20 protein-coding genes are annotated in these 23,442 nt (G+C 67.8%); 11 read left to right on the top strand and 9 right to left on the bottom strand.

The window, feature by feature from the left end; translation table 11 throughout:
- Nucleotides 1-30: 30 nt before the first annotated feature.
- Together nrdE and nrdI are read right to left on the bottom strand one after the other, a co-directional pair.
- Nucleotides 31-2,118, bottom strand: coding sequence for a class 1b ribonucleoside-diphosphate reductase subunit alpha (gene nrdE, locus GUI70_RS05395; RefSeq protein WP_161881267.1), 2,088 nt, complete (start codon nucleotides 2,116-2,118; stop codon nucleotides 31-33).
- A gap of 43 nt (nucleotides 2,119-2,161) precedes the next feature.
- Nucleotides 2,162-2,533, bottom strand: a complete 372-nt coding sequence (nrdI, locus tag GUI70_RS05390) for a class Ib ribonucleoside-diphosphate reductase assembly flavoprotein NrdI (protein WP_202630407.1) — start codon at nucleotides 2,531-2,533, stop codon at nucleotides 2,162-2,164.
- A gap of 664 nt (nucleotides 2,534-3,197) precedes the next feature.
- On the opposite strand from nrdI, the gene GUI70_RS05385 reads away from it, so the two are divergent.
- From GUI70_RS05385 to nagZ, 4 genes are all read left to right on the top strand, one after another.
- Complete coding sequence (locus GUI70_RS05385) at nucleotides 3,198-4,235, top strand: SDR family oxidoreductase (RefSeq protein WP_272952822.1); 1,038 nt, start codon at nucleotides 3,198-3,200, stop codon at nucleotides 4,233-4,235.
- 93 nt (nucleotides 4,236-4,328) lie between these two features.
- The gene (locus tag GUI70_RS05380; protein WP_272952835.1) at nucleotides 4,329-5,789 is read left to right on the top strand and encodes a phytoene desaturase family protein; all 1,461 of its coding nucleotides are present in this window, start codon (nucleotides 4,329-4,331) and stop codon (nucleotides 5,787-5,789) included.
- On the top strand, nucleotides 5,786-6,964 hold the full coding sequence (locus GUI70_RS05375; protein ID WP_161881265.1) for a cytochrome P450: 1,179 nt from the start codon (nucleotides 5,786-5,788) through the stop codon (nucleotides 6,962-6,964). The genes GUI70_RS05380 and GUI70_RS05375 overlap by 4 nt, the downstream gene beginning before the upstream one ends.
- A gap of 54 nt (nucleotides 6,965-7,018) precedes the next feature.
- Entirely contained in the window at nucleotides 7,019-8,461 is a 1,443-nt protein-coding gene (gene nagZ / locus GUI70_RS05370; protein ID WP_237724713.1) for a beta-N-acetylhexosaminidase, read from the top strand.
- A 17-nt stretch (nucleotides 8,462-8,478) separates the two neighbouring features.
- On the opposite strand, the gene GUI70_RS05365 is transcribed toward nagZ, so the two are convergent.
- The 4 genes from GUI70_RS05365 to GUI70_RS05350 all read right to left on the bottom strand — a co-directional run bounded on the left by GUI70_RS05365 (nucleotide 8,479) and on the right by GUI70_RS05350 (nucleotide 11,977).
- A complete protein-coding gene (locus GUI70_RS05365) occupies nucleotides 8,479-8,991 on the bottom strand; it encodes an NUDIX hydrolase (RefSeq protein ID WP_161881264.1) in 513 nt (170 codons plus the stop codon).
- A 93-nt stretch (nucleotides 8,992-9,084) separates the two neighbouring features.
- Nucleotides 9,085-9,804 (bottom strand): arginase, encoded by a 720-nt coding sequence (locus GUI70_RS05360; protein WP_161881263.1) that lies wholly within the window; start codon nucleotides 9,802-9,804, stop codon nucleotides 9,085-9,087.
- A gap of 42 nt (nucleotides 9,805-9,846) precedes the next feature.
- Nucleotides 9,847-11,241 carry a sensor histidine kinase gene (locus GUI70_RS05355; RefSeq protein WP_161881262.1) on the bottom strand — a complete coding sequence of 465 codons (1,395 nt, stop codon included), beginning with the start codon at nucleotides 11,239-11,241 and terminating at the stop codon, nucleotides 9,847-9,849.
- A 52-nt stretch (nucleotides 11,242-11,293) separates the two neighbouring features.
- The gene (locus GUI70_RS05350) at nucleotides 11,294-11,977 is read right to left on the bottom strand and encodes a response regulator (protein ID WP_161881261.1); all 684 of its coding nucleotides are present in this window, start codon (nucleotides 11,975-11,977) and stop codon (nucleotides 11,294-11,296) included.
- 194 nt (nucleotides 11,978-12,171) lie between these two features.
- On the opposite strand from GUI70_RS05350, the gene GUI70_RS05345 reads away from it, so the two are divergent.
- The 6 genes from GUI70_RS05345 to GUI70_RS05320 all read left to right on the top strand — a co-directional run bounded on the left by GUI70_RS05345 (nucleotide 12,172) and on the right by GUI70_RS05320 (nucleotide 18,934).
- Complete coding sequence (locus GUI70_RS05345; protein ID WP_161881260.1) at nucleotides 12,172-13,617, top strand: TolC family protein; 1,446 nt, start codon at nucleotides 12,172-12,174, stop codon at nucleotides 13,615-13,617.
- Nucleotides 13,614-14,753, top strand: a complete 1,140-nt coding sequence (locus GUI70_RS05340) for a TolC family protein (RefSeq protein WP_161881259.1) — start codon at nucleotides 13,614-13,616, stop codon at nucleotides 14,751-14,753. Before GUI70_RS05345 ends, GUI70_RS05340 begins: the two co-directional genes overlap by 4 nt.
- Entirely contained in the window at nucleotides 14,753-16,135 is a 1,383-nt protein-coding gene (locus GUI70_RS05335) for an efflux RND transporter periplasmic adaptor subunit (RefSeq protein ID WP_161881258.1), read from the top strand. The genes GUI70_RS05340 and GUI70_RS05335 overlap by 1 nt, the downstream gene beginning before the upstream one ends.
- The gene (locus GUI70_RS05330; RefSeq protein WP_161881257.1) at nucleotides 16,132-16,866 is read left to right on the top strand and encodes an ABC transporter ATP-binding protein; all 735 of its coding nucleotides are present in this window, start codon (nucleotides 16,132-16,134) and stop codon (nucleotides 16,864-16,866) included. Before GUI70_RS05335 ends, GUI70_RS05330 begins: the two co-directional genes overlap by 4 nt.
- A gap of 10 nt (nucleotides 16,867-16,876) precedes the next feature.
- The gene (locus tag GUI70_RS05325) at nucleotides 16,877-18,184 is read left to right on the top strand and encodes an ABC transporter permease (RefSeq protein WP_202630406.1); all 1,308 of its coding nucleotides are present in this window, start codon (nucleotides 16,877-16,879) and stop codon (nucleotides 18,182-18,184) included.
- Nucleotides 18,185-18,307: 123 nt separating this feature from the next.
- The gene (locus GUI70_RS05320; RefSeq protein WP_161881256.1) at nucleotides 18,308-18,934 is read left to right on the top strand and encodes a hypothetical protein; all 627 of its coding nucleotides are present in this window, start codon (nucleotides 18,308-18,310) and stop codon (nucleotides 18,932-18,934) included.
- A 51-nt stretch (nucleotides 18,935-18,985) separates the two neighbouring features.
- Here the strand turns inward: GUI70_RS05320 and GUI70_RS05315 are convergent, their stop codons facing one another.
- The 3 genes from GUI70_RS05315 to GUI70_RS05305 all read right to left on the bottom strand — a co-directional run bounded on the left by GUI70_RS05315 (nucleotide 18,986) and on the right by GUI70_RS05305 (nucleotide 21,270).
- Nucleotides 18,986-19,723, bottom strand: coding sequence for a class I SAM-dependent methyltransferase (locus GUI70_RS05315; protein ID WP_161881255.1), 738 nt, complete (start codon nucleotides 19,721-19,723; stop codon nucleotides 18,986-18,988).
- A 22-nt stretch (nucleotides 19,724-19,745) separates the two neighbouring features.
- The gene (locus GUI70_RS25140; RefSeq protein ID WP_161881254.1) at nucleotides 19,746-20,693 is read right to left on the bottom strand and encodes a YfiT family bacillithiol transferase; all 948 of its coding nucleotides are present in this window, start codon (nucleotides 20,691-20,693) and stop codon (nucleotides 19,746-19,748) included.
- A gap of 85 nt (nucleotides 20,694-20,778) precedes the next feature.
- Nucleotides 20,779-21,270 carry a DUF4384 domain-containing protein gene (locus GUI70_RS05305; protein ID WP_161881253.1) on the bottom strand — a complete coding sequence of 164 codons (492 nt, stop codon included), beginning with the start codon at nucleotides 21,268-21,270 and terminating at the stop codon, nucleotides 20,779-20,781.
- A 146-nt stretch (nucleotides 21,271-21,416) separates the two neighbouring features.
- Between GUI70_RS05305 and ftsH the strand changes: the two genes are divergently transcribed.
- On the top strand, nucleotides 21,417-23,318 hold the full coding sequence (ftsH, locus tag GUI70_RS05300; RefSeq protein ID WP_161881252.1) for an ATP-dependent zinc metalloprotease FtsH: 1,902 nt from the start codon (nucleotides 21,417-21,419) through the stop codon (nucleotides 23,316-23,318).
- The last annotated feature ends 124 nt before the right edge of the window (nucleotides 23,319-23,442 follow it).

Raw genomic sequence — 23,442 nt, 5'->3', positions numbered from 1 at the left:
GGACTCCTTAGACCTTGAAGTGAAAACAGCTCAGACGACGCAGCTCAGGCACTCTTCCAGATTGGTCTTGCGCATCCGGGTGTAATACAAGGTTTTGATGCCCAGCCGGTAGGCGTAGAGGTAATAGGCTTGCAGGGCGCGGGTGCTGGTGGTGCTCGGCACGAACAGGGTGCAGCTGATGCCCTGATCCACGTGCTTCTGAGCGGCGGCCACGGTGTCGAGCACCCGGCGCTGGTCCATGTCGTAGGCTTCCTCGTAGTACCACTCGGTGTCGGCTGACAGGTGCGGCATCGGGTAGATGGTGCGCGCCTTGTTGCTGGTGCGGGTCTCCACGCGCTCGGTGATCGGCATGATGCTGGCACTCGCGTGCGACACGTAGCTGATGCTGCCGGTGGGCGCAACCGCCATCACGAACGAGTGGGCCAGGCCATGCTGCTGAATGTCACTGACGAGCTGCTGCCAGTCAGCACGGGTGGGCAGCGCGTGACCCTCGAACAGTGCGGCGATTTCGGCACCCTGCGGCGTGAAGTCGCGCTCCAGGTACTGGGCGAAGTGCTCGCCCGACTGGTAGCGGCTGCCCTCGAAGCCCGAGAACACGAAGCCGGTGTCCCTGGCGATCTGCATGCTGGCCCTGCGGGCGTGGTAATGCACCGCCGCGAAGAACACGTCCACGAACTCCAGCGCCTCGGGGCTGCCGTAGATCAGTTCCTGGCCCGCCAGAAACGAGTGCAGGCCCATCGCACCCAGCCCGATCGAGCGCATCTCGTCGTTGGCCCGCTTGACGGCGGGCACTTCGGTGACGCTGGTCGAGCGGGCCACGTTGTCGAGCAGGCCAATGGCCGCCGTGACCACCCGTCCGATGTCGCCGCTGTGCATGGTCTGCTCAATGACCAGGGACGACAGGTTGCACGACACGTCCAGTCCGATGCGGTCTTTGGCTTCCTGACCGTAGGCGTGAAAGTAACTCGGTAGGGTCGGCTGCAAGATTTCCGAGCAGAGGTTGCTCATCTTGATGCTGCCCACGTTGGCAATCGGATTGACGCGGTTGGCGTTGCCCTCAAACAGCAGGTAGGGGTAGCCGCTCTCGCCCTGGGTCACCGCGATCTCTTCAAGTACCCGGCGGGCTGAGACGCGCTTCTTGCAGATGTTGGCGTTGTCGGCCAGTGCCTGATAGTCGCGGGTCCAGTCGATGTCGCTGAACTCCTGTCCGGTTTCCTTCCACAGCGAGTGCGGATAGAACTGGAAGATGTCCTCGCCCAGCCGGGCTTTTTCCATGAACATGTCGGGAATGGTCGCGCCGACACTCAGGGTTTTGAGGCGCGAATCCTCGTCGGAGGCGATTTTCTTGGCGCTCAGCACGTCCAGGAAGTCGGCGTGCATGACGCTCAGGTAGATCGCTCCGGCTCCGGGCCGCTGCCCGGCCTGATCGGCGTAGCGCAGCATGTTGTCGAGCATCTTGGCGACGCCCATGACCCCCTTGGTGACATTCTGAATGCCGCGCAGACTCTCGCCGCGTGCCCGCAGGTTGCTGACCTCCACCCCGATGCCGCCGCCGCCCTTGCTGAGTTCAGCGACGAACGAGAGCGTTTTGGTGATGGAATCGAGGTTGTCGGTGCAGTCTTGCAGCAGAAAGCAGCTCACCAATCTTCCGGTGTTGGCCTTGCCGGAGTTCATCAGCGTGGGCGTGGCGGGCGTGAAGGTCTGCGTCACCAGGTGGTGCACGAGTTCCAGCGCTTCCTCCACACCTTCCGAGCGGGCCAGCGCCGTGATCGCCATGCGGTCCTCGTAGCGCTCCAGCCAGCGCGAGCGGTCGGGGGTCATGGTGGCGTACTCGTTGTAGAACTTGCTGGCCCCCATGAACGACTGAAAGTGGAACTTGTAGCTGTAGGCCCGCTCGAACACCGCCCGCACATCTTCCGGGGCGTAGCGCTCAAAGAGGGAGGCGTCCCAGATCCCGTGCTCGGTCAGGTAACGGATCTTCTCCTTCAGGTCGTGAAAAAAGACCGTGTTGGGATTGACTTTCTCCTGAAAGTAGACTTGCAGCGCGTCTTTGTCGTGTTGCGGCTGCACCACGTTTCCGGCGATGACTTTATTGTTGAGTTCGATCCAGCGTTCCATCCGTTCACATCCTTTGGGGCCTGTTCTTGGTTGCCTGCCGCTTTTATGCTCTGCGCTCGCCGATCCACTCCAGCACCTGCACCCGGTTGGCGGCGCTGCCCGCCTTGTTGATCTTGGCAACCACCGGCACGCCGTACTGACCGGCGATCACATCGGCGGCGCGGGCAAAATTCTGGCCCCAGTGAAACGAGCCGCTCGATACCACCCCGCGCAGGCGGGCTGCGTGTTGCTGCAAAAAGGCCTGGGTGCTGGCGGGCACGCCGCCGGTGCCGAAGGTGTAGGTGAGCAGCAGGTAATCGCCGGGCAAGTGCTGGGCCTCGCGCATGGCGAGCGCCGGAGGGCCGCCGAGTTGCCGCGCCAGGTCCTCGGCAAAGCGGCGCACGTTGCCGGTCAGCGAATCGTAGACGAGCTGCATCAGCCGAGCACCGCGGGCAAGAGAAAAAGCATCCGCACCGGGCCGGGATGCTGGGTTTGGCTTGAGTTCAGGACGTGCATGACACTCCTTGAAGAGGGCGAAGAGGCGTCGGAGGGTGTAAACTTCGCAGGGCAAACCGCGGCCAGCATTGGCTGCACTCTGACTTGGGAGCGGCTGATACGGGGCGGTCGGGTACTACATCTTGTAGCCCGTCTGTTTCGAGGCACAAGATACACCATCAAATCACAGTAGGCAACAAAAGCATCCTGCATTTCATTGCCGGGCTTCGGGTTCCATCGGGGCCTCAGCTTGAGCGACCGGCCTCCACCATTCCGCGCTTACAGACGCTGCCCGCCGCGCCGCCGAGAACGCTGAACGCGAGATACGAAAAGTGCCGGGCGTGCCGCGAGCCGTTCAGCCCAGGTGTCCGAATACGCAGTCGCGGCGCGAAGGGCCGCTTCGGAGACCAGCTGAAGGCCGGTTCGTCTGGGCCTGCGCCGGCCCACAGCAAAGCTAACCCGGACCCAAGGTCAGCCGAGGTGGGGGTTAAGGCGGCCTCATGCTGAGTGAAAGGCGGCCTTCAAGAATATGTCCAGACGGCTGTTCGGTCCGCTGCGGCAAGCAGATGCATCGGGCGAACACGGGCCGAAAGGAGCGAATGAAGATGAGTGACGATGCGAAGACTCCCCGCACCACCCGGCGCAAGGTGCTCGGCAAGCTCGGTAGTGGAATGGCCGCCGCCCTCACCGCGCCGCTGCTGACGCCCTCGGTGCTGGCGCAGCAGGCTGCCGCCCAGCCTGCCCAGGCCGCTCCACCGCTGAGCGTCAAGCGCAATCCGTTGACCGAGTATCCGCGCCCGCCGTTTCCCAAGCAGCAGCAGCCCTGGCCGGGCCTGGCGAGCAAGATGGTGCCGCTACCCGACCACGGCGAGACGAGCTACCGGGGCAGCGGGCGACTGCTGGGCCGCAAGGCGCTGGTTACCGGCGGCGACTCGGGCATCGGACGGGCCGCCGCCATCGCTTTTGCCCGCGAGGGAGCCGACGTGGCCATCAATTATCTGCCCGCCGAGGAGAGTGACGCCCGCGAGGTCATCACTCTGATTCGTGCGTCGGGCCGCAAGGGTGTGGCGCTGCCCGGCGACATTCGCAGCGAGGCCTTTTGCATCAAGCTGGTGGCCGACGCCGTGCGCGAACTCGGTGGGCTGGACATTCTGGTCAACAACGCGGGCAAGCAGCAGCAGCAGCCCTCTTTGATCGACATCACCACTGAGCAGTTCGACGCCACCTTCAAGACCAACGTCTACGCCATGTTCTGGATCACCAAGGCGGCCTTGCCGCACCTGACGGCAGGCGCGGCTATCATCAACACCGCTTCCGAGCAGGCGTATGACCCCTCGGCCAATCTAGTGGACTACGCCCAGACCAAAGCCTGCATCGTGTCGTTTACCAAATCTATGGCCAAGCAGCTTGCGCCCAGGGGCATCCGGGTCAATGCGGTGGCTCCGGGGCCGATCTGGACACCGCTGCAAGTTACTGGCGGGCAGGCGCCCGACAAGATTCCGACCTTCGGTGCCCAGACACCGATGGGCCGCGCCGGGCAGCCGGTGGAGCTGGCCCCGGCTTACGTGACGCTGGCCTCGCAGGAATCGAGCTACGCCACCGGACAGGTTTACGGCGTCAACGGCGGCAACGAGCAGCCCTGAGCGATAAAGCGCAGCCCTGAGCCGCCTCAGGTCAAGGTGACGCGCTTCCGCCCTGAGCATGCTCTCCTTCAGTCTCGCGGAGCCGGGCCGTGTATCTTGGCAGCCATGACCCGTTCACGGCCCAGCAGCGTCATCGTAATCGGCGCGGGCTTTGCCGGACTGGCGGCGGCGCTGCGGCTCTCGCAGGCCGGGGCGCAGGTAACGGTGCTCGACCAGCTCGAGCGCCCCGGCGGCAAGGCGGCGCTCGGCTGGCCGGACTTTTCCAGCGGCCCCACTGTCGTGACCATGCCGAATATCTTCCGGGGCCTGTACCAGCGCCTGAACTTACCCGAGCCGCTCCTGACCCCGGCACGGCCCACCACCACCTACCACTATGCGGGCAAACTCGCTGGCCGCACCTTCGCCCCCGAGGCGCTGGAGGTGGCGGGAAGCCTGGACAGCACCCTGGCGCAGCTCAGCCGCCGCGAGGCCCGCCAGTACACCCGGTTGCTAGAGCTGTCCCGCCGGATGTACCGCGACGCCGCGCCCACCTTCATCTTCGGGCCGCCGCCGGGCAAGCTGAAGCTGGCCCGCTATGCCCTGACGAAAGGAGGCCGCGCCGCGCCCTGGGCCAAGCTCTCGCAGCTGGTGCAGAGCGGGCCGCTGCTCACTCCCTTCTGGCTGCGCTTTGCCACCTATCTGGGGGCCAATCCCTACAAGGCCCCGGCGGTGCTGCACAACGTCGCCTGGGTAGAACTGGGGCTGGGCGTCTGGCATCTGGGCGAGGGTGAGTCGGGTGGACTGGGCGCGCTGGCGCAGCGTCTGGCCGAGCAGGCGGGGGCAGCGGGCGTGAGATTCGAGTACGGCGTCACGGTCAAGCACCTGATCCGCTCCGGCAGCCGGATCATGGGCGTGCACACCGACCAGGGGGCCTTCAGCGCCGAGCGCTGGGTGAGTGCCGTGGACCGTAGCCTGACCGCCCGCTGGCTGGGCCAGCCGTCCGACAAGTCACCGCGCGGTGTCAGCGGCTTTGCCCTGCAACTGCGATTGGAAGGCGACCTGGGCCGCGCCCACCATCTGTTCTTTCCGGCAGAGTACCGCCAGGAGTGGCGCGATATCGCCTCGGGCCAGCTGCCCGGCGATCCGGCGCTGTACCTGCATCTCGACGGCAATCGTGCCTTCGTGCTGGTCAACGCGCCGCCCGATCCGCGCGCGGTGGCCGATTCCTACGCTTATGGTGCGGCGCTGCTCGGCACACTCCAGGCCCGCTACGGCGAGAAATATGGACCGCTGCCGATCACGAGCTGGCTGCCGATCGACCCGGCGCTCTACGCCCTGACCGGCGAGCGCGGCGCACTCTACGGTCAGGCCCCGCACGGGTTGACGGGCAGCCTGCGCCCCGGCTGGACACACCCCGGCGCGCGCAATCTGGTGCAGGTGGGCGGCACGGTTCACCCCGGCGGCGGCGTGCCGCTCAGTCTGCTCAGCGGCTGGAACGGTGCGGGCCAGCTCTTCGGGCTGCCCTACGACGACCTGGGCGGTCAGGCAAACGGGCCAGTGGGCGCGACGCGTTGAATTTCCGTGATCTGCCGCAGCCCCGGTCCCTGCCGGTTTCCGGCCACCTGCAACGCTGGGGCGGCGCGCCACTCCCACTCATCGAGGAGGGCGCGGCGCTGAGCCGAGTGGCGTTGGGCCAATCGGGGTCGGGCCAGCGCTTGTTCGGGCTGCGACTGGGCCTCAAAACCGTCGTCGGCTACTCGCCCGCCTGGAACAAGCGGCTGCTGAGCGATCTCGCCACCTTTCGCAGCGCGGGCAGCTTTTCGGCGGTGGTGCCGTACCTCTCGGGCGGCGTCATCCTGACCGACGCGCCGGGGCACGGTCCGCGCCGCCAGAGTATGAATCCGGGCTTCGGAAAAAAGCACCTGGACGTGTTGCAGGAGCGAATCGTCTCGGCGCTGGAGCATTACAACCGCCGCGCCCTCAGCGCGCCCGAGTTCGACGCTTTGGCCTGGGCCGACGGCGCGGTGCTGGCGATGCTGAACGCGGCCTATTTCAGCGGTGAGTTTCCCCAGGAACTCATGCACGCTTTTCTGGCTCCGCTGCGCCGACCCTTCCCGGCTCCGGCCTGGCCACGCCCGCTGCTGTTTGCCCGCTTCGACGCCGAGTTGCAGCGGCTGGCCGGGCGGCGATTGAGGGCGGGCGGCGACGATCTGCTCTCGCTGCTGGCCCGGCTGCCCGGCGGCGTGCGCGAGGCGCGCATCTCGCTGGCGGCGGGCCACGACACCACCACCCACACCCTGGCCTGGGCCAGCTGGTTTCTGGCGGGCCATCCCGAGTGGCAGCCGCCTCAGCACCACAAGGCCGTCGTCAAGGAAACCCTGCGGCTGTACCCGCCCGGCTGGATGGGCAGCCGCCGCCTGGCCCACGACACTGAATTCGAGGGCGTCAGGCTGCCCAGAGGCGCGCTGGCCCTTTACAGCCCCTACCTGAGTGGGCGCGACCCGGCATTGTGGGCGCGACCCGGCGAGTTCTGGCCCCTGCGCTGGCAGGCCGGATTCAAACCCCCCGCCTGGGCCTACCTGCCGTTCGGCGGCGGCGAACGCCTGTGCCTGGGCATGCATTTGGCCAACCTGATGCTGGAAACGGCGCTGGGCACTCTGCCGCCGCTGGTGGCCGTGCGCGGCAACCCCACCCCCCGCCCCGGCGTGACGCTCGGTCCAGCCGGGCCGCTGCTGGTGCGGCGGGGCTGAGCGGTCGGGCGACGAGTGGTCAACCGGTGCTGCACCGTCTGCTAGCCTGCCGCCATGACCCGCTCTTCCCCTGCGCCGCGAGCCGGTGCCCTCCTGATGGTGGATCTTCCCGGTCCCCGCCTCGATTCCGAAACGGCCGGGTACCTGCGTGCCAATGGCATCCGGGCAGTGTGTCTGTTCGGCAAGAATGTGGAGAGCGAATCGCAGCTCCGCACCCTGTGCCGGGAGCTGCGCGCCGTGATGGGCGAAGAAGCCTTGATCGCCATAGATCACGAGGGCGGCGCGATTATCCGGCCCACTTTCTGGTCCGCCGCGCCCAGCGCCATGGGTCTCGGCCACGCGGGCGACTTGGCCCTCACCGAGGACGTCTCAGCGGCCCTGGCCCGGCAGCTCGTGTCGGTGGGCATCAACTGGAACTTCGCCCCGGTCCTCGACGTGAACGTGAATCCCGAGAATCCGGTGATCGCCGAGCGTGCCTACAGCGACTCGCCGGAAGTGGTGGCCCGGCACGGCGCGGCGGCCCTGCGCGGACTGACGCGTGAAGGGGTGGCGGGCTGCGTCAAGCACTTTCCTGGGCACGGCGACACCCGACTCGATTCGCACCGCGCCCTGCCGAGGGTCAGCAAACCGCTTGCCGAACTCAATGCTCTGGAACTCGCGCCGTTCCGGGCCTGCCTCGACCTCGCCCCCGCCGTGATGACCGCCCACATCATCTACGACGCCCTCGATCCTGAGCAGCCCGCCACCCTCTCACGGCCCATTCTGAGCGGGTTGCTGCGTGAGTCGTGGCACTACGAAGGCGTCATCATCACCGACAGCATGGGCATGCAGGCCATCGACGCCCACTACGGGCGCGGCGAGGCGGCAGTCATGAGCCTGAACGCTGGGGCTGACATGGTGATGGCGCTGGGCCGCAGGGAAGCCCAGCAGGCCACCCTGGACGCGGTGCAGGCCGCGCTGGACGCTGGGCTGGACGTGTCCGACAAGCTGGCCCGGCTCTCCGCACTGGCCCGGCAGTTCCCGGTGCGGATCGAAGAAGGCGCGGTGGATTCGGGCGACGAGGCTCTCTTCCAGCGGGCCTGGGCGCGGGGGCTGGGTCTGGTGGGCGACCCGCAGCCGATCGCACCGGGGAGCCGTCTGGTTCTGGTGGCCCAGCGCCGCACGGTGCGCGAGAACGTCAGCGAGGCCAGCGTGGAGGCCCAGATGCTGGCCGACGAACTCGGCGCGTGGTACGACGTCGAACTGCACGCCTACGACGACCCCGCCGAGCTGGACTGGGAAGAAGTGCGCCGGGACGCCGGGGCGCGCCCGCTGATCCTGGCGACCACCCAGCGCCAGCGCCAGCTTGCCCTGAGGAGTGCCGCGCCCGACCTTCACCTGGCTTTCTACAATCCCTACAGTGTGCTGGACATCGCCGCGCCCGCCGTGCAGGCATTCGGTTTCCGGCCCCTGGCGCGCGCGGCGGTGTGGGACTGGCTGCGCGGCGAGCAGAGCTGAGGCGCTTACTCGACGCTCTACTCTTCTCTGCGGCCCAGAATCGAGCGCAGCAGCAGCTTGCGCGGGCGCTTATCGTCCTCGCCGGGCAGCGCGCCGCTGAGCAGCTGATACTCGTGAATCGCTGAAAACAGCCACTCGGGCGCGCCCAGATCGCGCAGTTCCGGCGGTGAGTGCCACTGGGCGCCGCGCACCTCCGAACTGGGGTTGAGAATGCCCGACACATACTCGCTGCCGAAAATCAGGCTCAGGCGCGAGTCGCCTTCCGGCAGCCGCACGGCGAAGCTGCCCACCAGATTCAGTGGGCCGATCGAGAGGCCCACCTGTGAGAGCAGGGCGCGGCGCAGCCCGGTCTCGGCCAGGCCCGCGCCGCTGGGACTGCCGAGCAGCAGGCCCGGCAACTGCACGGTTCCCGGCAGCAGCGGCAGCGGCGGTTCGACCGTCAGGTAGGTGTCCTTGCTGCGCACCAGCGCGAAGACGCCCACCTGATAGTAGAGGGGACCGGGTGTGCTGGATTTCGAAACGCCGGGCATGGGTGGATTGAGCCTCTCAGGAAGCGGAAAAAGCAAACGGACATAGGTAGCCCTCCGGGACAGCGCGGCGACGAGCCGACTCCCGAAGTCCGCTCAGTTTAGCCGCTGAGCGCCCGGCCAGGGCCGCCGGTACGGTTCACTCAGCACCTGTGCCCCCAGCGCCGAGGCCAACCCCATGAAGGCCGGATCGTGCGCCGGACTCGTCCACGACGGCGACTGCACCAGCAGCAGTGCCTCGACTTCACGCTTCGGGGGGAGGGGGGAGGCGTCGCCCTGCAAGGGCGGGTCGGCCCGGCTGAGCGCCACCCGGTTCAGCACCTCGGCGCTCAGCAGCGCGGCAAGTTCCCGCTCAGTGCGCGCCAGATCAAAACCCTCGGTCACCGGCAGCTCGGCATGCCAGGCCGGATAGCGCACCTCGTAGCGCGAGATTAGCCCCTTCGCCAAGCCCAGGCCCGCCCAGTTGCCGGGTCGCAGCCTAGCCGGGTTGCCACTGAGCGCCGTCAGGTCGTGGTGGCTGTCGATGTTCAGCACTTCTCGGCCCGGAAAGGCTTCCAGCCAGGCCCAGGCGTGGGCGTGGCTCCAGGCCACGAAGGTGGGCAGGCCCGCGTACTGACTGAACAGTTCCCAGCCGGGATACAGCGGAAAGTCGGTGCCCAGGGCGGCCCAGCCCTCCGCTCCCGCGTCGCGTTTGAGGGCGCGCAGCTGCCAGGCGGCCAGCCGGTCAGACTCGCGGTCGGGGCTGCCCCAGATCGGCGCGTCGAAGACCAGTTCGCGGCAGCCCGAGGCAGCGTCCCAATCAAAGCTCAGCAGCATGAAAGCAGTGTAGCGATCAAGTCTTGTTGCAGTGGCGCTGCTCTATCCTGGCTGACGCGCTGCTGATTGGGCGGGCAGGTCGCTCCACACCTGCTCGGGCGGCTCCTCGTGCAACGGCAACCTCACCTCGACTTCCGCGCCGCCGGAGAGGGCGTTGCGGGCCACCACCGCGCCGCCGTGCGCCTGCACCAGCGCCGAGACGATGGCCAGCCCCAGCCCGCTGCCGCCCGAATCGCGGGTGCGGCTCTGGTCGCCCCGGAAAAAGCGCGAGAAGACCTGCTGCTCGCTGCCCGCCGGAAAGCCGGGGCCGGAGTCGCGCACGCTCAGCACCGCCTGACCTGTCTGTGCCTGCCCCGAGTAGGCCCGCGTCGAGACACTGATCTGGCCGCCTGCCGGGGTGTAACGCAGGGCATTTTCCAGCAGATTGATCAGCACCTGCCCCAGCCGGTCGCGGTCGGCAAGGGTGGGCAGCTCGCCGGGCGGCACCTGGAGGGCCAGGTGAATGTTGGCCGCCTGCGCCTTGCTGGCAAACGACTGGCTGATGCGCAAGACCAGGGCCGAGAGGTCGAGCGGCGCGAGTTGCAGCGGTAGCCGCCCGGCGTCGGCCAATGACAGGGTCCGCAAATCGCCCACCAGCCGGGTCAGCAGTCCGATCTGCATCGAGACCAGCGCCAGCTCTGCCGGGGTGGGATCGAGCACCCCGTCCTCGAAGGCGTCGAGGCGGGCCTGCACCACCGCCAGTGGCGTGCGCAGCTCGTGGGCAATGTCGGCGATCATCGCGCGGCGCTCGCGCTCCAGCAGATCGAGGCTTCCGGCCATGCGGTTGAAGTTGCGCGTCAGGTGAACCAGTTCGGAAGTGCCGGGCCACTGCCGCGCCCGCGCCGAGAGGTCGCCGCCCGACACCAGCTGGGCCGCCCTGGACACCTCGTCCACCGGGCGCGAGATCAGCCGGGCCAGCAGCGCGCCGATCAGCACCGCCACCACACCGGAAATCGCCACGGCCCAGGTGAGGTTATTCAGCAGGTCGCGTCGCACGCGCTCGACCCGGCTCAAGCGCGGCGGCTGAATGCTCGCGCTGGGGCCGCCCGCCGGGTTGCCCGGCCCGCTCTCGACCTGAGGCGGTACCAGCACGAAGTACGACCGGGTCACGCCCTGGGCCAGCTTGCGGCCCGCGTCGCCGTCGTCGCTCGGCCCCGCCGGGTCGCCCTGGTTGAACTGGGCGCGAACGTCCGGCGGCATGTTGTCGAACTGCTGGTGCAGCGAGTAGTTCGAGACAACCATCATGCTCAGCGCCATGATCACCATCATCAGCAGCATGGCCGCGATGATGCTGACCGACAGCCGCTGCCACGGCCAGGTCCGCACCGCCTCGCTCTCCGCAACTGGCGCAGCGGTCAGCGCCGGCGCACTGCTGACGGTGCTGGCGGTCGGTTTCACAAGTTCACCTCGGTCATCTGCCCTTTATACGCTTCCCACTTCGCCCCTCCGCTTACATCTCCGAGAGGCGGTAGCCCACGCCGCGCACAGTGTGGAGCAGCCCTGCCGCGCCCGCCGCTTCGAGTTTGCGCCGCGCACCTGCCAGATGGGCGTCGACCACCCGCTCCAGGGCGTCGGAGTCGGGCAGGGCGGCTTCGAGCAGTTCCTCGCGGCTGTAGGCCCGGCCCGGTGCGGCGGCCAGGTGCGAGAGCAGCCGGAATTCGGTGGGGGTCAGTTGCAGTTCCTTGCCGTTGACGGTGGCGCTCACCGCCCGGCGGTCAATGTCGAGTGGCCCCACCCGTAGCGGGGTGTCCTGGCCGCTTTCTAATACGGCAGATGCCCGGCGCAGCACCGCCCGCACCCGCGCCATCACCTCGCGGGGCCGGAACGGTTTGACCACGTAATCATCCGCACCGAGTTCCAGGCCGACGATGTGGTCGCTTTCCTCGGCGCGGGCCGTCACCAGAATGACCGGGGTGGCGCTGTCGGCGCGAATGGCCCGCAGCACGTCCAGCCCGTTCTTGCCCGGCAGCATGATGTCGAGCAGCACCAGGTCGGGCTTGGCGGCCCGGTACAGGGTCAGCGCCGCGTTGCCGTCGGCGGCCCGCTCACTGCGAAAGCCCTCCTGCTTGGCGTAGGCTTCCAGCACATCGGCCAGGTGCGGCTCGTCTTCGACAATCAGGATCAGCGCGCTCATAAGTAAAGGCAGCTTAAGTCAGCTGCATCAAGGTTCGGCGCACATCGGCGCAGATCGTCTGCGACAAATCTTCACAAAGCCTGCGCGGGGTGTTGGCGAAAGAACCGTTGAATACGGTGTATGAATGTCCAGTGCTCCGTGTCTGCTCAGTCAGCTGCTCAACCCGCGCTTCCTGCGCTCATTCAGGCGGCCCGATGCGCCCGCTAGCCCTGACTTTTGCCCTCTTGCTCGGCGCGGTCAGTTTGCCAGAGGCCCTGGCCCAGAATACCGGAACCCGGCCCACCGGAACCCAAACCGCCGCGCCCGCGCCCGCCACCAGCCTGAGCCTCGCAGACGCCCTGGCCCGGCTGGGCAGTGCGCCGCAGGTCGTGCAGGCCAACCTGGCGCTCAACCGTGCCCAGCGCGACCTCGACGCCGCGCAGGCAGGCCTGAGCCTGAACGTGACGGTCGGCGGCAACGCCAGTTACAGCAGCGCGGCGGGCAGCGGTGACGCCGCGAGTGGTGGCACGGACAGTGGCGGGACTGGCAGCAGTTCCGGCAGCAGCGGCCTGAACGGCAGCCTCAACCTCAAGGCCACCGCCGGGGTGTTGCCCTGGGCCAGTAACCGCACGGCCCTGGCTGCTGCCCAGCGCTCGCTGAATTACGCCAAGGCGGTGCGCCAGGAAAACATCAACAGCGCCCGCTCGAACGTGGTGCAGCAGTACCAGAGCGCGTATCTGGCCCAGCTTGACCTTCAGGTGGCGGCCCAGAATCTTCAAAGCGCCCAGCAGACGCTCAGCGCTGTGCAGCTTCAGCGCAGCCAGCAAAACGCCACCCAGGAAAGCGAGTTGCAGGCCCAGGCCAGCCTTCAGACCGCCCAGGCCAGCCAGCAGGCGGCCACAGCAGCGCTCGACACGGCCCGGCGCTCGCTGTCGGCCACCCTCGGTACCGATCTGACTGCGGCGACCTTCGACACGCCACCCAGCTTGCCCGCCAGTCTCGACGCGGCGGGCCTGACCACGCTGGGACTCGGCGACGTGAACGCGCTGGTGGCGCAGGCCATCGCCAACAGCTCCGACGTGGTTCAGGCGCGCAACACCCTGGCCTCGGCGCAGGACACGCTGGCCGAGCAGCAGCGCAACCGCACGCTGCCGGACCTGACCCTGAGCGCCAACTACGGACCCGGCGGCAGCGGGCTGGGCGCGGGCCTGAGCCTCAGAGACGGCACGGCCAATGTGGGCTACACCCAGCCGCTGAAGGCCAGCAGCGCCGCCAGCAGCCTGAGCCTGTCGCTGAGCGGCTCGTATACCGTGTATGGCCCCGCCGCCAACGCCCAGATCGCCAGCACCCAGGCGCAGGTTTCGCAGGCGGAGCTGAGCCTGACGCTGGCCCGCCAGACTGCCGAACTCGCGGTGCGCCAGCAGTACGGCGATACCCTGACGGCGCTCGGCGCGGTGACGGCCAAGGTGACGCTGGAGCAGCGCGCTGACGTGGCCCTGCAAACGGCGCGGGCCAGGCTCGCGGCTGGCACCGGCACCCAGAACGACGTGACCAGTGCCGAGGCTGCCGACGCCCAGGCCCGGCGCGATACCCAGGCGGCCCGCGCCGCCGCCGCCCTGAGTATTCTCAAACTTCAACTCGCCGCCGGAGGCCCCCAATGAACCGCACCGTCCTGACCCATCCTGCCCTGACCCATCCTGCCCTGACCCATCCTGCCCTGACCCATCCTGCCCTGACCCATCCTGCCCTGAGCCGTACCCTCAACCGCCGTACTGCCCTCACGCTCGCGCTCGGGCTGCTGCCGCTCGCCACCGCCCAGGCGGCCACCAGCACCACTCTCAGCGCCGCCACCCAGGCTGCCCTGAGTAACGGCGCGGACGTGCGCACCGCCCAGGCCAATCTGGAGAAGGCCCAGGCCAGCCTCAAAGCCACCCTGGCCGACCCCAGTGCTTTGGCCGCCGACACCCTGGCCGCTCAGCAGGCCGCCGCGCTGGCCGCCGTGCAGCTTCAGAGCGCCCGGATCGGCGGGCTGCAAAATGCCCTCAGCGCCTACACAGCCCTCTACACCGCCCAGCAGAACGTGGACCTCCAAACCTTGCAGGTGCAGAGCGACACCAAGAACCTGCAGGTCGTGCAGGTCAAACTCAATGTCAAGAACGCCACCGCGCTCGATCTCAAGAACGCCCAGAGCAGCCTCGACGCCAGCACACAGAATCTGGCCGATGCCAAGGCCCAGGTGAATATCGCCGCGCAAAAGCTCGCCGCCCTCACCGGCCTGAGCAGCGACGTGCGGGCCACCGGGCTGGGCAGCATTCCGGCCCTCAAGGTCTCGCAGGCCAGCCTCGCCAACGGCCTCACCTCACGCCTACCCAACGTGGTGCAGGCCCAGCAGGCGGTGGCGGCGGCCCAGCTCAACGTGACCTTGTACAGCAACGACTTTACCCCCGCCCAGACGCTCAGCAGCGCCAAGGTCACGCTCGCCAACGCCCAGCGCAGTCTCGACAGCGCCAACAAGAACGCGGCCACGGCGCTCAGCAGCGCCTACCAGTCGGCGGCCAATGCCCAGCAACTGCTCGGCGTGGCGCTGCAAAAAGAAGGCAACGCCCAGACCAACTTCAAGCAGGACCAGACCCGCCTCAAGACCGGCGTGATCAGCGCGGTGGACCTGCTCAAGTCGCAGCTGGCACTCGCCCAGGCGCAGCAAAACCGCGTCGCGGCCCAAGCCAGCGCCCTCAATACGCTGGCCGCCCTCTCGGTGGCGTCGGGCAATAACCTCACCGGAGTGGGCGGGCTGTAATGTCCACGCCCGCCCGGCCCGCACCGCTGGGCATCCCGCAGCGCCGCAAGCGCCGGGTCTGGCCGTGGATCGTGGCGGCCCTGCTGATCGGCGGCGCGGGCGTCTACTCTGTTCAGCGCGGCAAGACAGCGGCGGCTGACGTGCCCACCGTGCAGACGGCCACCGTCAGCCAGGGTGAGGTCAGGGTGTCGGTCAGCGGTCCCGGCACGCTGGCGGCGGCCAGCAGCAGCAGCGTTTCGGCCACCACCGGCGGCACGCTGACGCTGGTGCCCACCGTGGGCGATCAGGTCACCCGGGGCCAGTTGATCGCCCGCCTGAGCAGCGCCACCGCCGACACTGGGGTGCAGAACGCCCAGCTCGCCCTGCAAAAATCCCAGGCCCAGCTCGCCTCGCTGCGCGCCTCACAGGTCAGCAGCCGCGCCCAGGATGCCCAGAGCATTGTTAGCGCGTCTCAGACGGTGCAGAGTGCCCAGAGCAGCCTCGCGGCGGCCCAGCAGACGCTCAGCAACCAGCAGCAGCTCTACGCGGTGGGTGGCCTCAGCGCCCAGGATTTGCAGGCGGCCCAGCTTGCCGTTCAGAACGCCCGGCAAAGCCTCACGACTGCTCAGCAAGCGCTCGACTCGGCGCGCACCCAGCAGCGCGCCCGGCTGACCAGCGGCGCGCAGGACCTCAGCAGCAGCCAGCTCGCCGTGCAGCAGGCGCAGGTGGGCCTTCAGGACGCCCAGACGACCCGCGCCGGAATCAAGCTCTACGCGCCGATTACCGGCACCGTCGCCACCGTGCCGGTCAGCGCCGGGCAGAGCGTGACCGGCAGCAGCGTGGGCGGCACCGTGATCGCCACCCTGATTGACGCCTCGCAGATCGATCTGCCAGTGCAGGTCGACGAAACCGAGATCGGCGCGGTCAAGGTGGGGCAAAGAGCCGACGTGACGCTCGACGCCCTGGGCGACCAGACCTTTGCGGGCAAGGTGACGCGCATCAGCCCCGAGGCCACCACCGAGTCGGGCATCGCCTACTTCACGGTCACGGTGCGGCTGCCCAACCCGGACGGTCTGCTGCGCCCCGGCATGACCGCCGAGGCCGAGGTCATCCAGAGCCAGGCCAGCGGGTTGATCATTCCCAAGAAGGCGGTGGAGTCGGTGCGCACCCGCAGCTATGTGCAGCTCCAGACGCCCGGCGGCAGTGCCGAGCGCACCCGCGTTCGCACCGGCGAGGACGACGGGACCAACATCATCGTGACCTCGGGCCTCAAGGAAGGTGACGTGGTGGAGTTGCCGGGCACGGTGTCGAGGGCGGCATCCGGCAATTCGGGCAGCGCGGCGTCCGGCACCCGTAATCAGGGCGGGTTCGGTGCGCCCGGCGGCCTCGGGGGCGGACGGTGAGCACGCCGGTTCTGGAACTCAGCGGCGTTCGCAAGATCTACCAGACCGGCGAGGTGGTGTTCGAGGCGCTCAGGGGTGTGGACCTGATGATCAACCCGGGCGAGATGGTCGCCCTGATGGGGCCGTCGGGCAGCGGGAAGACCACCCTGATGCAGATTATCGGCCTGCTCGACCGCGCTTCCGAGGGCCGCTACATCCTTGGTGGGCGCGACGTGACCTCTCTCAGCGAGAACGAGCGGGCCGAGGCCAGAAACCAGGAGATCGGCTTCGTGTTTCAGGCGTTTCATCTGCTGCCGCGCTTGAACCTGCTGGAAAACGTGGAGGTGCCGCTGACCTACGCCGGATACCCGGCGGCCGAGCGGCGTGAGCGGGCCATGCACGTGTTGAGCCGGGTGGGGTTGGAGAGCAAGGCGAGAAACCTGCCCTCGCAGATCAGCGGCGGGCAAAAGCAGCGGGTGGCGGTGGCCCGCGCTCTTGCCCTCTCGCCGAGGCTGCTGCTGGCCGACGAACCCACCGGGAATCTGGATTCGCACACCTCCGAGGAAGTCATGAATCTGTTCGGAGAGCTGCACGCCGAGGGCACCACGGTCGTCATCGTGACGCACGAGGCCGACATCGCCGAGTACACCGAGCGGGTGGTGCGGGTGCGCGACGGTCTGATCGAGAGTGACGTGCGGCAATCGCCCCGGCGCGGCTTCGCGGCCCAACCGGGAGAGGTGGCCGCACTGTGAAGGCCAGACTGTGACGGTCCGGCCCCTTCCCGGCGAGACGGTGCAGGTTCAGCCCTCCACGCCGCACGCCCACTCCGGCGGCGGCCTGGGCCTCGCCGGAGCGGTGACGATCGCCTGGCGGGCCATTCTGGGTTCGCCGCTGCGCAGCATGCTCACGGCCCTGGGCGTCATCATCGGGGTAGCCGCCGTGATCGCCCTGACCGCCATCGGCGCAGGCAGCACGGCGGGTGTCACCAAGAATCTGGAAGCGCTCGGCACCAACCTGCTGACGGTGGGCAGCGTGCGCGGCAGCTTTGGTGGCGGCTCGCTGGTGCGCGGCGGCCCCCGTCAGACCATCACCCTTAAAGACGCCGAGGCCGTCGCGGCACTCTACTCGGCGCGCATTGCAGGCGTGGCCCCCACTTCCCAGAGCAGCGTGCAGGCCAAGGCGGGCAGCACCAACACCCAGGCCAGCGTCATCGGCACCTGGCCTGCCTACCAGACGGTGCGCAACAGCCCACTGGCAACCGGCAGCTACTTCACCGACGCCGACGTGAAGGGCCGCAAGCGGGTGGCCGTCATCGGGTATCAGGTGGCGCAGGATCTGTACGGCGAGGGCGATCCGCTGGGCCAGAAGATCAAGCTGGGCAGCGTCAGCTTCACGGTGGTGGGCACCTTGCCCGACAAGGGAGCCAGCGGCTTCGGCAACCCCAACGGGCAGGTGCTGGTGCCGCTCTCCACCTATCAGCAGCGCTTTGCCAACACCCGCAGCAACGGCCAGCCCACCGTGCAGAGCGTCTACGTGCAGGCCAACACCGCCGCCGACCTGACCCCGCTGCAAGACGAACTCACCGCCCTGCTAGAAACCCGCCACAAGATTGACGACCCGGCCAACGACGATTTTCAGATTCAGAACCAGGCCGATTCGCTGGCAAGTCTGAGCAGCATCACCACCACCCTGACCCTGCTGGTGGGTGCCATTGCTGGAATCAGCTTGTTGGTGGGTGGCATCGGCATCATGAACATCATGCTGGTGTCGGTCACCGAGCGCACCCGCGAGATCGGCGTTCGCAAGGCGCTGGGCGCGAAACCCCGCGACATCCTGACCCAGTTTCTGGTGGAGGCCTTCGTGCTGTCAGTGGGCGGCGGCGTCATCGGGCTGGTGCTGGGTGTGGGTGCGGCGTATCTGGGCAAGCTGGCCGGCATCAGCCCGGTCTTCTCGCCGGTGACCGTCGGCGTTGCCTTTCTCTTCAGCGCCCTGGTGGGCATCTTCTTCGGCTACTACCCGGCGGCGCAGGCGGCCCGGCTCGACCCGGTGGACAGTCTGCGGTACGAGTAACGCCGCCAGGAAAAGCCCTTCGCCGTCTCAGCGCCGGATGTACGCGGTTTCTGCACAGGGCGGCCCAAGACTTGAGCAGTTCAGTTCAGCACCCATCCTTTTTCCGTTCAAGGAGCTCACGACATGTTGAAATCAGCCTCCAGAATCCTGCTGCTCGGCGCGGTGCTGCTCGGTGCGGCCTCGGCCCAGCAAACCCAGCCTGCCCAGGGCCAGAACAGGCCGGGTCAGCGCCAGCTCGACCCGGCCCAACGCGCCCGCTTCCAGGCCATGCAGTCCATCTTCGATCTCGCCAGCCGGGTGAGTCTGCTGTCCGAACTGGAAAAAGACAAGGCCAACGCCGTGACTAAGGCGCAGGCCAAGCAACTGGTGCCGCTGCTGCAAAAGCTCCAGAGCGCAGCCAGCCTCACGGCGGCGGACGCCACCAAGACCCTCAGCCAGATCGAGGACAAGATCCTGAGTGACAAGCAGGTGACGGCCCTCGATGACCTCGACCTCAAGCGCCAGGAAGCGCGCCGCGTGGCCCGGCAGAAGGCAGGCGGCAGCGGCCAGGGCGGCGGCTTCCGGATTCCGGGGCTGCCGGGCGGGGCGTTTGGCGGCCAGAACCGCCCGCGTCAGACCGCTCAGGGCCAGAACGGCCAGGGCCAGCAGGCCGGACGGGGCAGTCCCGGCAGCGGCCCCTTCAATCCCTTCAAGCAGGGGCGGCAGGCCGACGCCCTAAAAGCGTATATTGCGCTGTTGCAGAAAAAGTAGGCTGCCTGAGAAAGACCGGGAGCCGCTCGCGCGCTGGGCGGCTCCCGGTCTTTATTTGCGCCGCGTCAGAAACACCATGGTCTCGGTGGCCGCCGTCAACGGGCCACCCTGAAAGCCGCCCTGCACGCGCGGCGACTCGAAGCCTGCGCACCTGAGCAGCCATTCCACCTCGTAGCGGCTGAAGTAGCGCTGCTCCAGGCTGAAGAATCGGCGGCGCAGCACCCCGTCGTCGCCCACCGTATCCACGTAGTAATCGGTGGTCACGCGCTGCTTGACCTCATCGAGTCGCTGCACCAGAAAGACGTCAGTGCGTTCGCGGCCCACGTAGAAGGTCTCGCCCTCGTGACGCAGGGTGGCTTGAGCGCCGTAGCGCGGCACGCTCAGGTCAAACACCAGCTGGCCGCCGGGTGCGAGGTGGGCATGAATGTTTTCCAGCGCCTGCAACTGCTCGTTGGGCGTATAGAGGTGCATCAGGGCATTGAACGGGGCGATGATGAGTTCGAAGCGCTGCTCCAGCTGGAAGGTCTTGACGTCGCCCTGCACCAGCTTGAGGCTCAGCTGCTCCCGCTCGGCCCGCGTCCTGGCCTTGTCCAGCATTCGGGTGCTCGGCTCCAGGCCCGTCACGTCCGCACCGCGCCGACTCAGGTAAGCGGTGACCCGGCCCGTGCCCGCACCGATTTCCAGCACCGCGCCGCCGACGCGCTCAGCGAGCTGACCGTAGAAATGCAGATCGTCGCGGTAGAGGTCGTACTGGTGGTCGTAGAGATCGGCGAAATCGTCGTAGTTCACCTGCTTTCCACCTGTCGATCGGTCATCCGTTCGCCGAGCCGACTTCCAACCGCCAATCGCGCCGCTCGCGCAGCCGCAGGATGTGGGCGGTGTGGTGCTGGCCGTGCCATTCATACAGCACGGCGGCCTGCGCCAGCGTGAAGGTCTGCCCGCTGCCCGGATGCACGAACTCGCGCTGCCACTGCGCCTCGCTCAGGCTCTCCAGCACGCTGGCCCAGCGCTGATGCAGGCTGTCGAGCAACTTCAAACTGAGGTCCACCGGCAGCGCCGAGTCGGCCAGCTCAGCCCACAGCTGCTCCTCGTAGGGCTTGATGGTGGGCCGCTCCTCGGTCAGTGCCAGCTTGAGCCGGGTGTAGGCGTTCATGTGACTGTCGGCCACGTGGTGAACGAGCTGGCGTACCGTCCAGCCGCCCTCCCGGTACGGCACGTCGAGCTGCGTCTCGCCCAGGCCTGATACCGCCGCGCGCAACCCGGCGGGCAGCGCGGCGATGGCCCGGACCGCCTGTTCGCGGGCCAGTGGCGAGACCTCCGACAGTTCCGGCGCTGGGCCAATCGGGTAGCGGGGATCGGCGGCGGGTTGCGGGTGCAGCGGCTCGGCCACATGGGTGCCGGCTGGTTCGCTGGCGTCCTTGCGGGTCCAGCGCTGGGCATCGCGCGTTTCCACCTTCTGCATCATTCGCTCAAAGCCTTGCTCCAGGTTCAAACCGCGCTGGTTGGCTAGGCAAATCATCACGAACAGGGCGTCGGCGAGTTCGAGTTCCAAGTCGCCCACCGCCTCGCCGGCCTTGGGCGTCTTGCCGTTCTCGTGCGAGAGCACGCGGGCCACCTCGCCGACTTCCTCGCTGAGGCGGGCCAGCAGCAAGAGCGGTGGGAAGTAGCCTTCCTCGAACTGCGAAACGTAGGCGTCGACCCGCGCACTGGCGGCGGCAAAGCTGAGCGGGTGTGGAGCAGAATTCTCGGGCGCGGTCATCCGTTCAGTTTAGCGCCTGCGCTGCGGGCCACGAAAAAGTGCCCCCAGCCGCAAAAGGGTGGGGGCGCTTGGCGAGGCGGCAGGCTCAGCGGATGTAGAAGAAGGTCTCCTGCACGTCGCGGTCGGGCGCAGCGTAAGGGCGCAGGTACGAGGTGGTCACGGTGTTCCAGCTGTCGCCGCTGTACTGGCCTTGCAGCACCACGTCTACGGTGGGGCGCACCCGCGTGAAGATGGCCCGCACCCGCTGAAGGCCGAGCGGCGGCGCCACGTCGTAGCTCACGCCGTCCTCGGCACGCGGAAAGGTGGTCGTGCCTGCGTTCACGGCCGCGCCGCGAATCAGCACGTTGCCGCGCCCGCTGGGATCGAGCGAGATGAGGGTGACGTAGCCGGGCGTGCGGGTGGTCAGGCTGAAACGCACCTGGCTGCCCACCGCGTAGCTGGCTCCCTCGCCCCGGTCCGGGCGCAGGCTGCTGATGAGGTTGCTGCGCGAGCCGCTGAGGCCCGTGTTGGACTGAACCGAGACGGTGCAGGCGCTGAGGCCGAGGGCCAGTGAGCCGAGCAAAAAGGCAGTACGCATACAATCAGCATATGCCGCCGGGCTGATTTCAATCTGAAGCGTGCTCAGGGTTTTCCCACACATTTCAGTCAGGGCCGCCGTTCTCGGCGGGCAGCAATTGTCATACTTGGTTCGCCGCCGGGCCACCCTGCGCCGTAGTATGGCGTATGACACGGGGCGGACGGAGCGGCAGCAGGTGGCAAACGGGCGAAGTGGGCGGGCGCAGCCGCTGCGTTTTGCGGAGAGTGCTGCTGGGCGCGGCCTTGCTGGGCAGTGTGGGGCTGAGCAGCCTGGGGCCGGGCGCGGCACAGGCGCAGACTTCTCCGGTGCAGCAAGCGGTTCAGGCGTCGCAGAACGAGCAGGGCTACAGCGCCTCGGCGTTTCTGGCCGACGTGCGGGCGGGCAAGGTCAGCAACGTGGTGCTCGACGGCGACGGCAATCTGCGCGCCACTGTGCAGGGTGAGGGCCGCCCGCTTGACGTGGTCGTGCCGCCCACCGGCCAGACGCTGGGCATTCTGCGGGCTGCCAATGTGCCGACCCAGATCGTGGGCGGCGGCTCGCCGTTCGGCTGGGTCACCCAGCTGCTGCCGTTGATCCTGATCGGGCTGGTGCTGCTGCTGGTGTGGCGCGGCGCGCGCGGCAACCAGGGCGGCGGGGCCAGTCAGTTCGGGAAGTCGAAGGCCAACGTGATTCAGGAAGGGCAGATCAAGGTGAACTTCGGCGATGTGGCCGGGTGTGACGAGGCCAAGGCCGATCTCACCGAGGTCGTCGATTTCCTCAAGCATCCCGAGAAGTACCATGCTCTCGGCGCCCGCATCCCCCACGGCATCCTGCTGGTCGGTCCCCCTGGAAGTGGCAAGACCTTGCTGGCCCGTGCGGTCGCTGGGGAAGCCAAAGTCCCTTACTTCTCGATCAGTGGCTCGGACTTCGTGGAGATGTTCGTCGGCGTCGGTGCGGCGCGCGTGCGCGATCTGTTCGAGCAGGCCCGCAAGGCCTCACCCTGCATCGTGTTCATCGACGAGATCGACGCGGTGGGGCGCAAGCGTGGTTCGGGGATGCAGGGCGGCAACGACGAGCGCGAGCAGACCCTCAATCAATTGCTGGTCGAGATGGACGGCTTCGGCACGACGCACGAGATCATCATCCTGGCGGCGACCAACCGACCCGACGTCCTGGACGCGGCTCTGCTGCGCCCAGGACGCTTTGACCGGCAGGTGGTGGTGGACGCGCCGGACGTCAAGGGCCGAGAAACCATCCTCAAGATCCACGCCCGTAAAAAGCCCCTCGATCTGAGCGTGGACTTGGCGGCCATCGCCAAGCAGACGCCCGGGATGGTGGGGGCGGACCTGGAGAACCTGCTGAACGAGGCGGCGCTGGGGGCGGCCAGAGAGCAGCGGAGCCGGATCACCAACAAGGACATCGACGAGGCCAGGGACCGGGTGCTGATGGGTCCGGAGCGGCGCAGCATGGTGATCGGGGAGAAGGACCGGCGGGTGACGGCCTACCACGAGGTCGGACACGCGCTGGCGGCCCAGTTGCTGCCGCACGCCGACCGCGTTCACAAACTTACCGTCGTGCCGCGTGGCCGGGCCGCAGGCTACATGATGCCGCTGCGGGAAGACCGGGTGCATTACGTCAAGGCGGCGCTCGAAGACATGATCGCAGTGGCGCTGGCGGGTCGGGCCGCCGAGGAAATCGTCTTCGGGGAAGTGACCACTGGGGCGCAGAACGACTTCCAGCAGGCCACCAGCATCGCCCGCCGGATGATGACCGAGTGGGGCATGAGCGAGAAGATTGGCAAGGTGGCCCTGAGCAGCGACGCCAGCCCGTACATGGGCGGCTCAATTAGCGGCAACTACGGCCCGCGCACCGCCCGCCTCATCGACGAGGAGGTCTCGGCGCTGATCGAGGCGCAGTACCAGCGGATGCTGGAGCTGATGCGCACCCACCTCGACCGCACCCACAACATCGTCACGGCCTTAATCGAGCACGAGACCTTATCGGGCGACGAGTTCGCCACCGTGCTGGCCGGGGGAACCTTGAGCAGCATCTCGCTGGGCAAGGCCTAAGAGGGCATTGAACGGAGTGAGAAGCCAGACCGTGTCACCCAACCCAGCGCAATGAATCGGCGCGGTCCCGTTGAAGGACCGCGCCGGTTTGCTGCTGCTCTATACGCCCCATACGATTTGCACT

Source organism: Deinococcus alpinitundrae, assembly GCF_009982895.1.
In the GTDB taxonomy this organism is placed as follows: Bacteria; Deinococcota; Deinococci; order Deinococcales; family Deinococcaceae; genus Deinococcus; species Deinococcus alpinitundrae.
The sequence above is the reverse complement of the archived record's forward strand: the minus strand, read 5'-3'. Positions and strand labels throughout refer to the sequence as shown.

Excerpts from the sequence above, each read along its gene's own strand:
- nrdE (WP_161881267.1), bottom strand. The coding sequence starts at position 2,118 with ATGGAACGCTGGATCGAACTCAACAATAAAGTCATCGCCGGAAACGTG.
- nrdI (WP_202630407.1), bottom strand. The coding sequence starts at position 2,533 with ATGCAGCTCGTCTACGATTCGCTGACCGGCAACGTGCGCCGCTTTGCC.
- GUI70_RS05385 (WP_272952822.1), top strand. The coding sequence starts at position 3,198 with ATGAGTGACGATGCGAAGACTCCCCGCACCACCCGGCGCAAGGTGCTC.
- nagZ (WP_237724713.1), top strand. The coding sequence starts at position 7,019 with ATGACCCGCTCTTCCCCTGCGCCGCGAGCCGGTGCCCTCCTGATGGTG.
- GUI70_RS05365 (WP_161881264.1), bottom strand. The coding sequence starts at position 8,991 with ATGCCCGGCGTTTCGAAATCCAGCACACCCGGTCCCCTCTACTATCAG.
- GUI70_RS05360 (WP_161881263.1), bottom strand. The coding sequence starts at position 9,804 with ATGCTGCTGAGCTTTGATTGGGACGCTGCCTCGGGCTGCCGCGAACTG.
- GUI70_RS05350 (WP_161881261.1), bottom strand. The coding sequence starts at position 11,977 with ATGAGCGCGCTGATCCTGATTGTCGAAGACGAGCCGCACCTGGCCGAT.
- GUI70_RS05345 (WP_161881260.1), top strand. The coding sequence starts at position 12,172 with ATGCGCCCGCTAGCCCTGACTTTTGCCCTCTTGCTCGGCGCGGTCAGT.
- GUI70_RS05340 (WP_161881259.1), top strand. The coding sequence starts at position 13,614 with ATGAACCGCACCGTCCTGACCCATCCTGCCCTGACCCATCCTGCCCTG.
- GUI70_RS05335 (WP_161881258.1), top strand. The coding sequence starts at position 14,753 with ATGTCCACGCCCGCCCGGCCCGCACCGCTGGGCATCCCGCAGCGCCGC.
- GUI70_RS05320 (WP_161881256.1), top strand. The coding sequence starts at position 18,308 with ATGTTGAAATCAGCCTCCAGAATCCTGCTGCTCGGCGCGGTGCTGCTC.
- GUI70_RS25140 (WP_161881254.1), bottom strand. The coding sequence starts at position 20,693 with ATGACCGCGCCCGAGAATTCTGCTCCACACCCGCTCAGCTTTGCCGCC.
- GUI70_RS05305 (WP_161881253.1), bottom strand. The coding sequence starts at position 21,270 with ATGCGTACTGCCTTTTTGCTCGGCTCACTGGCCCTCGGCCTCAGCGCC.
- ftsH (WP_161881252.1), top strand. The coding sequence starts at position 21,417 with ATGACACGGGGCGGACGGAGCGGCAGCAGGTGGCAAACGGGCGAAGTG.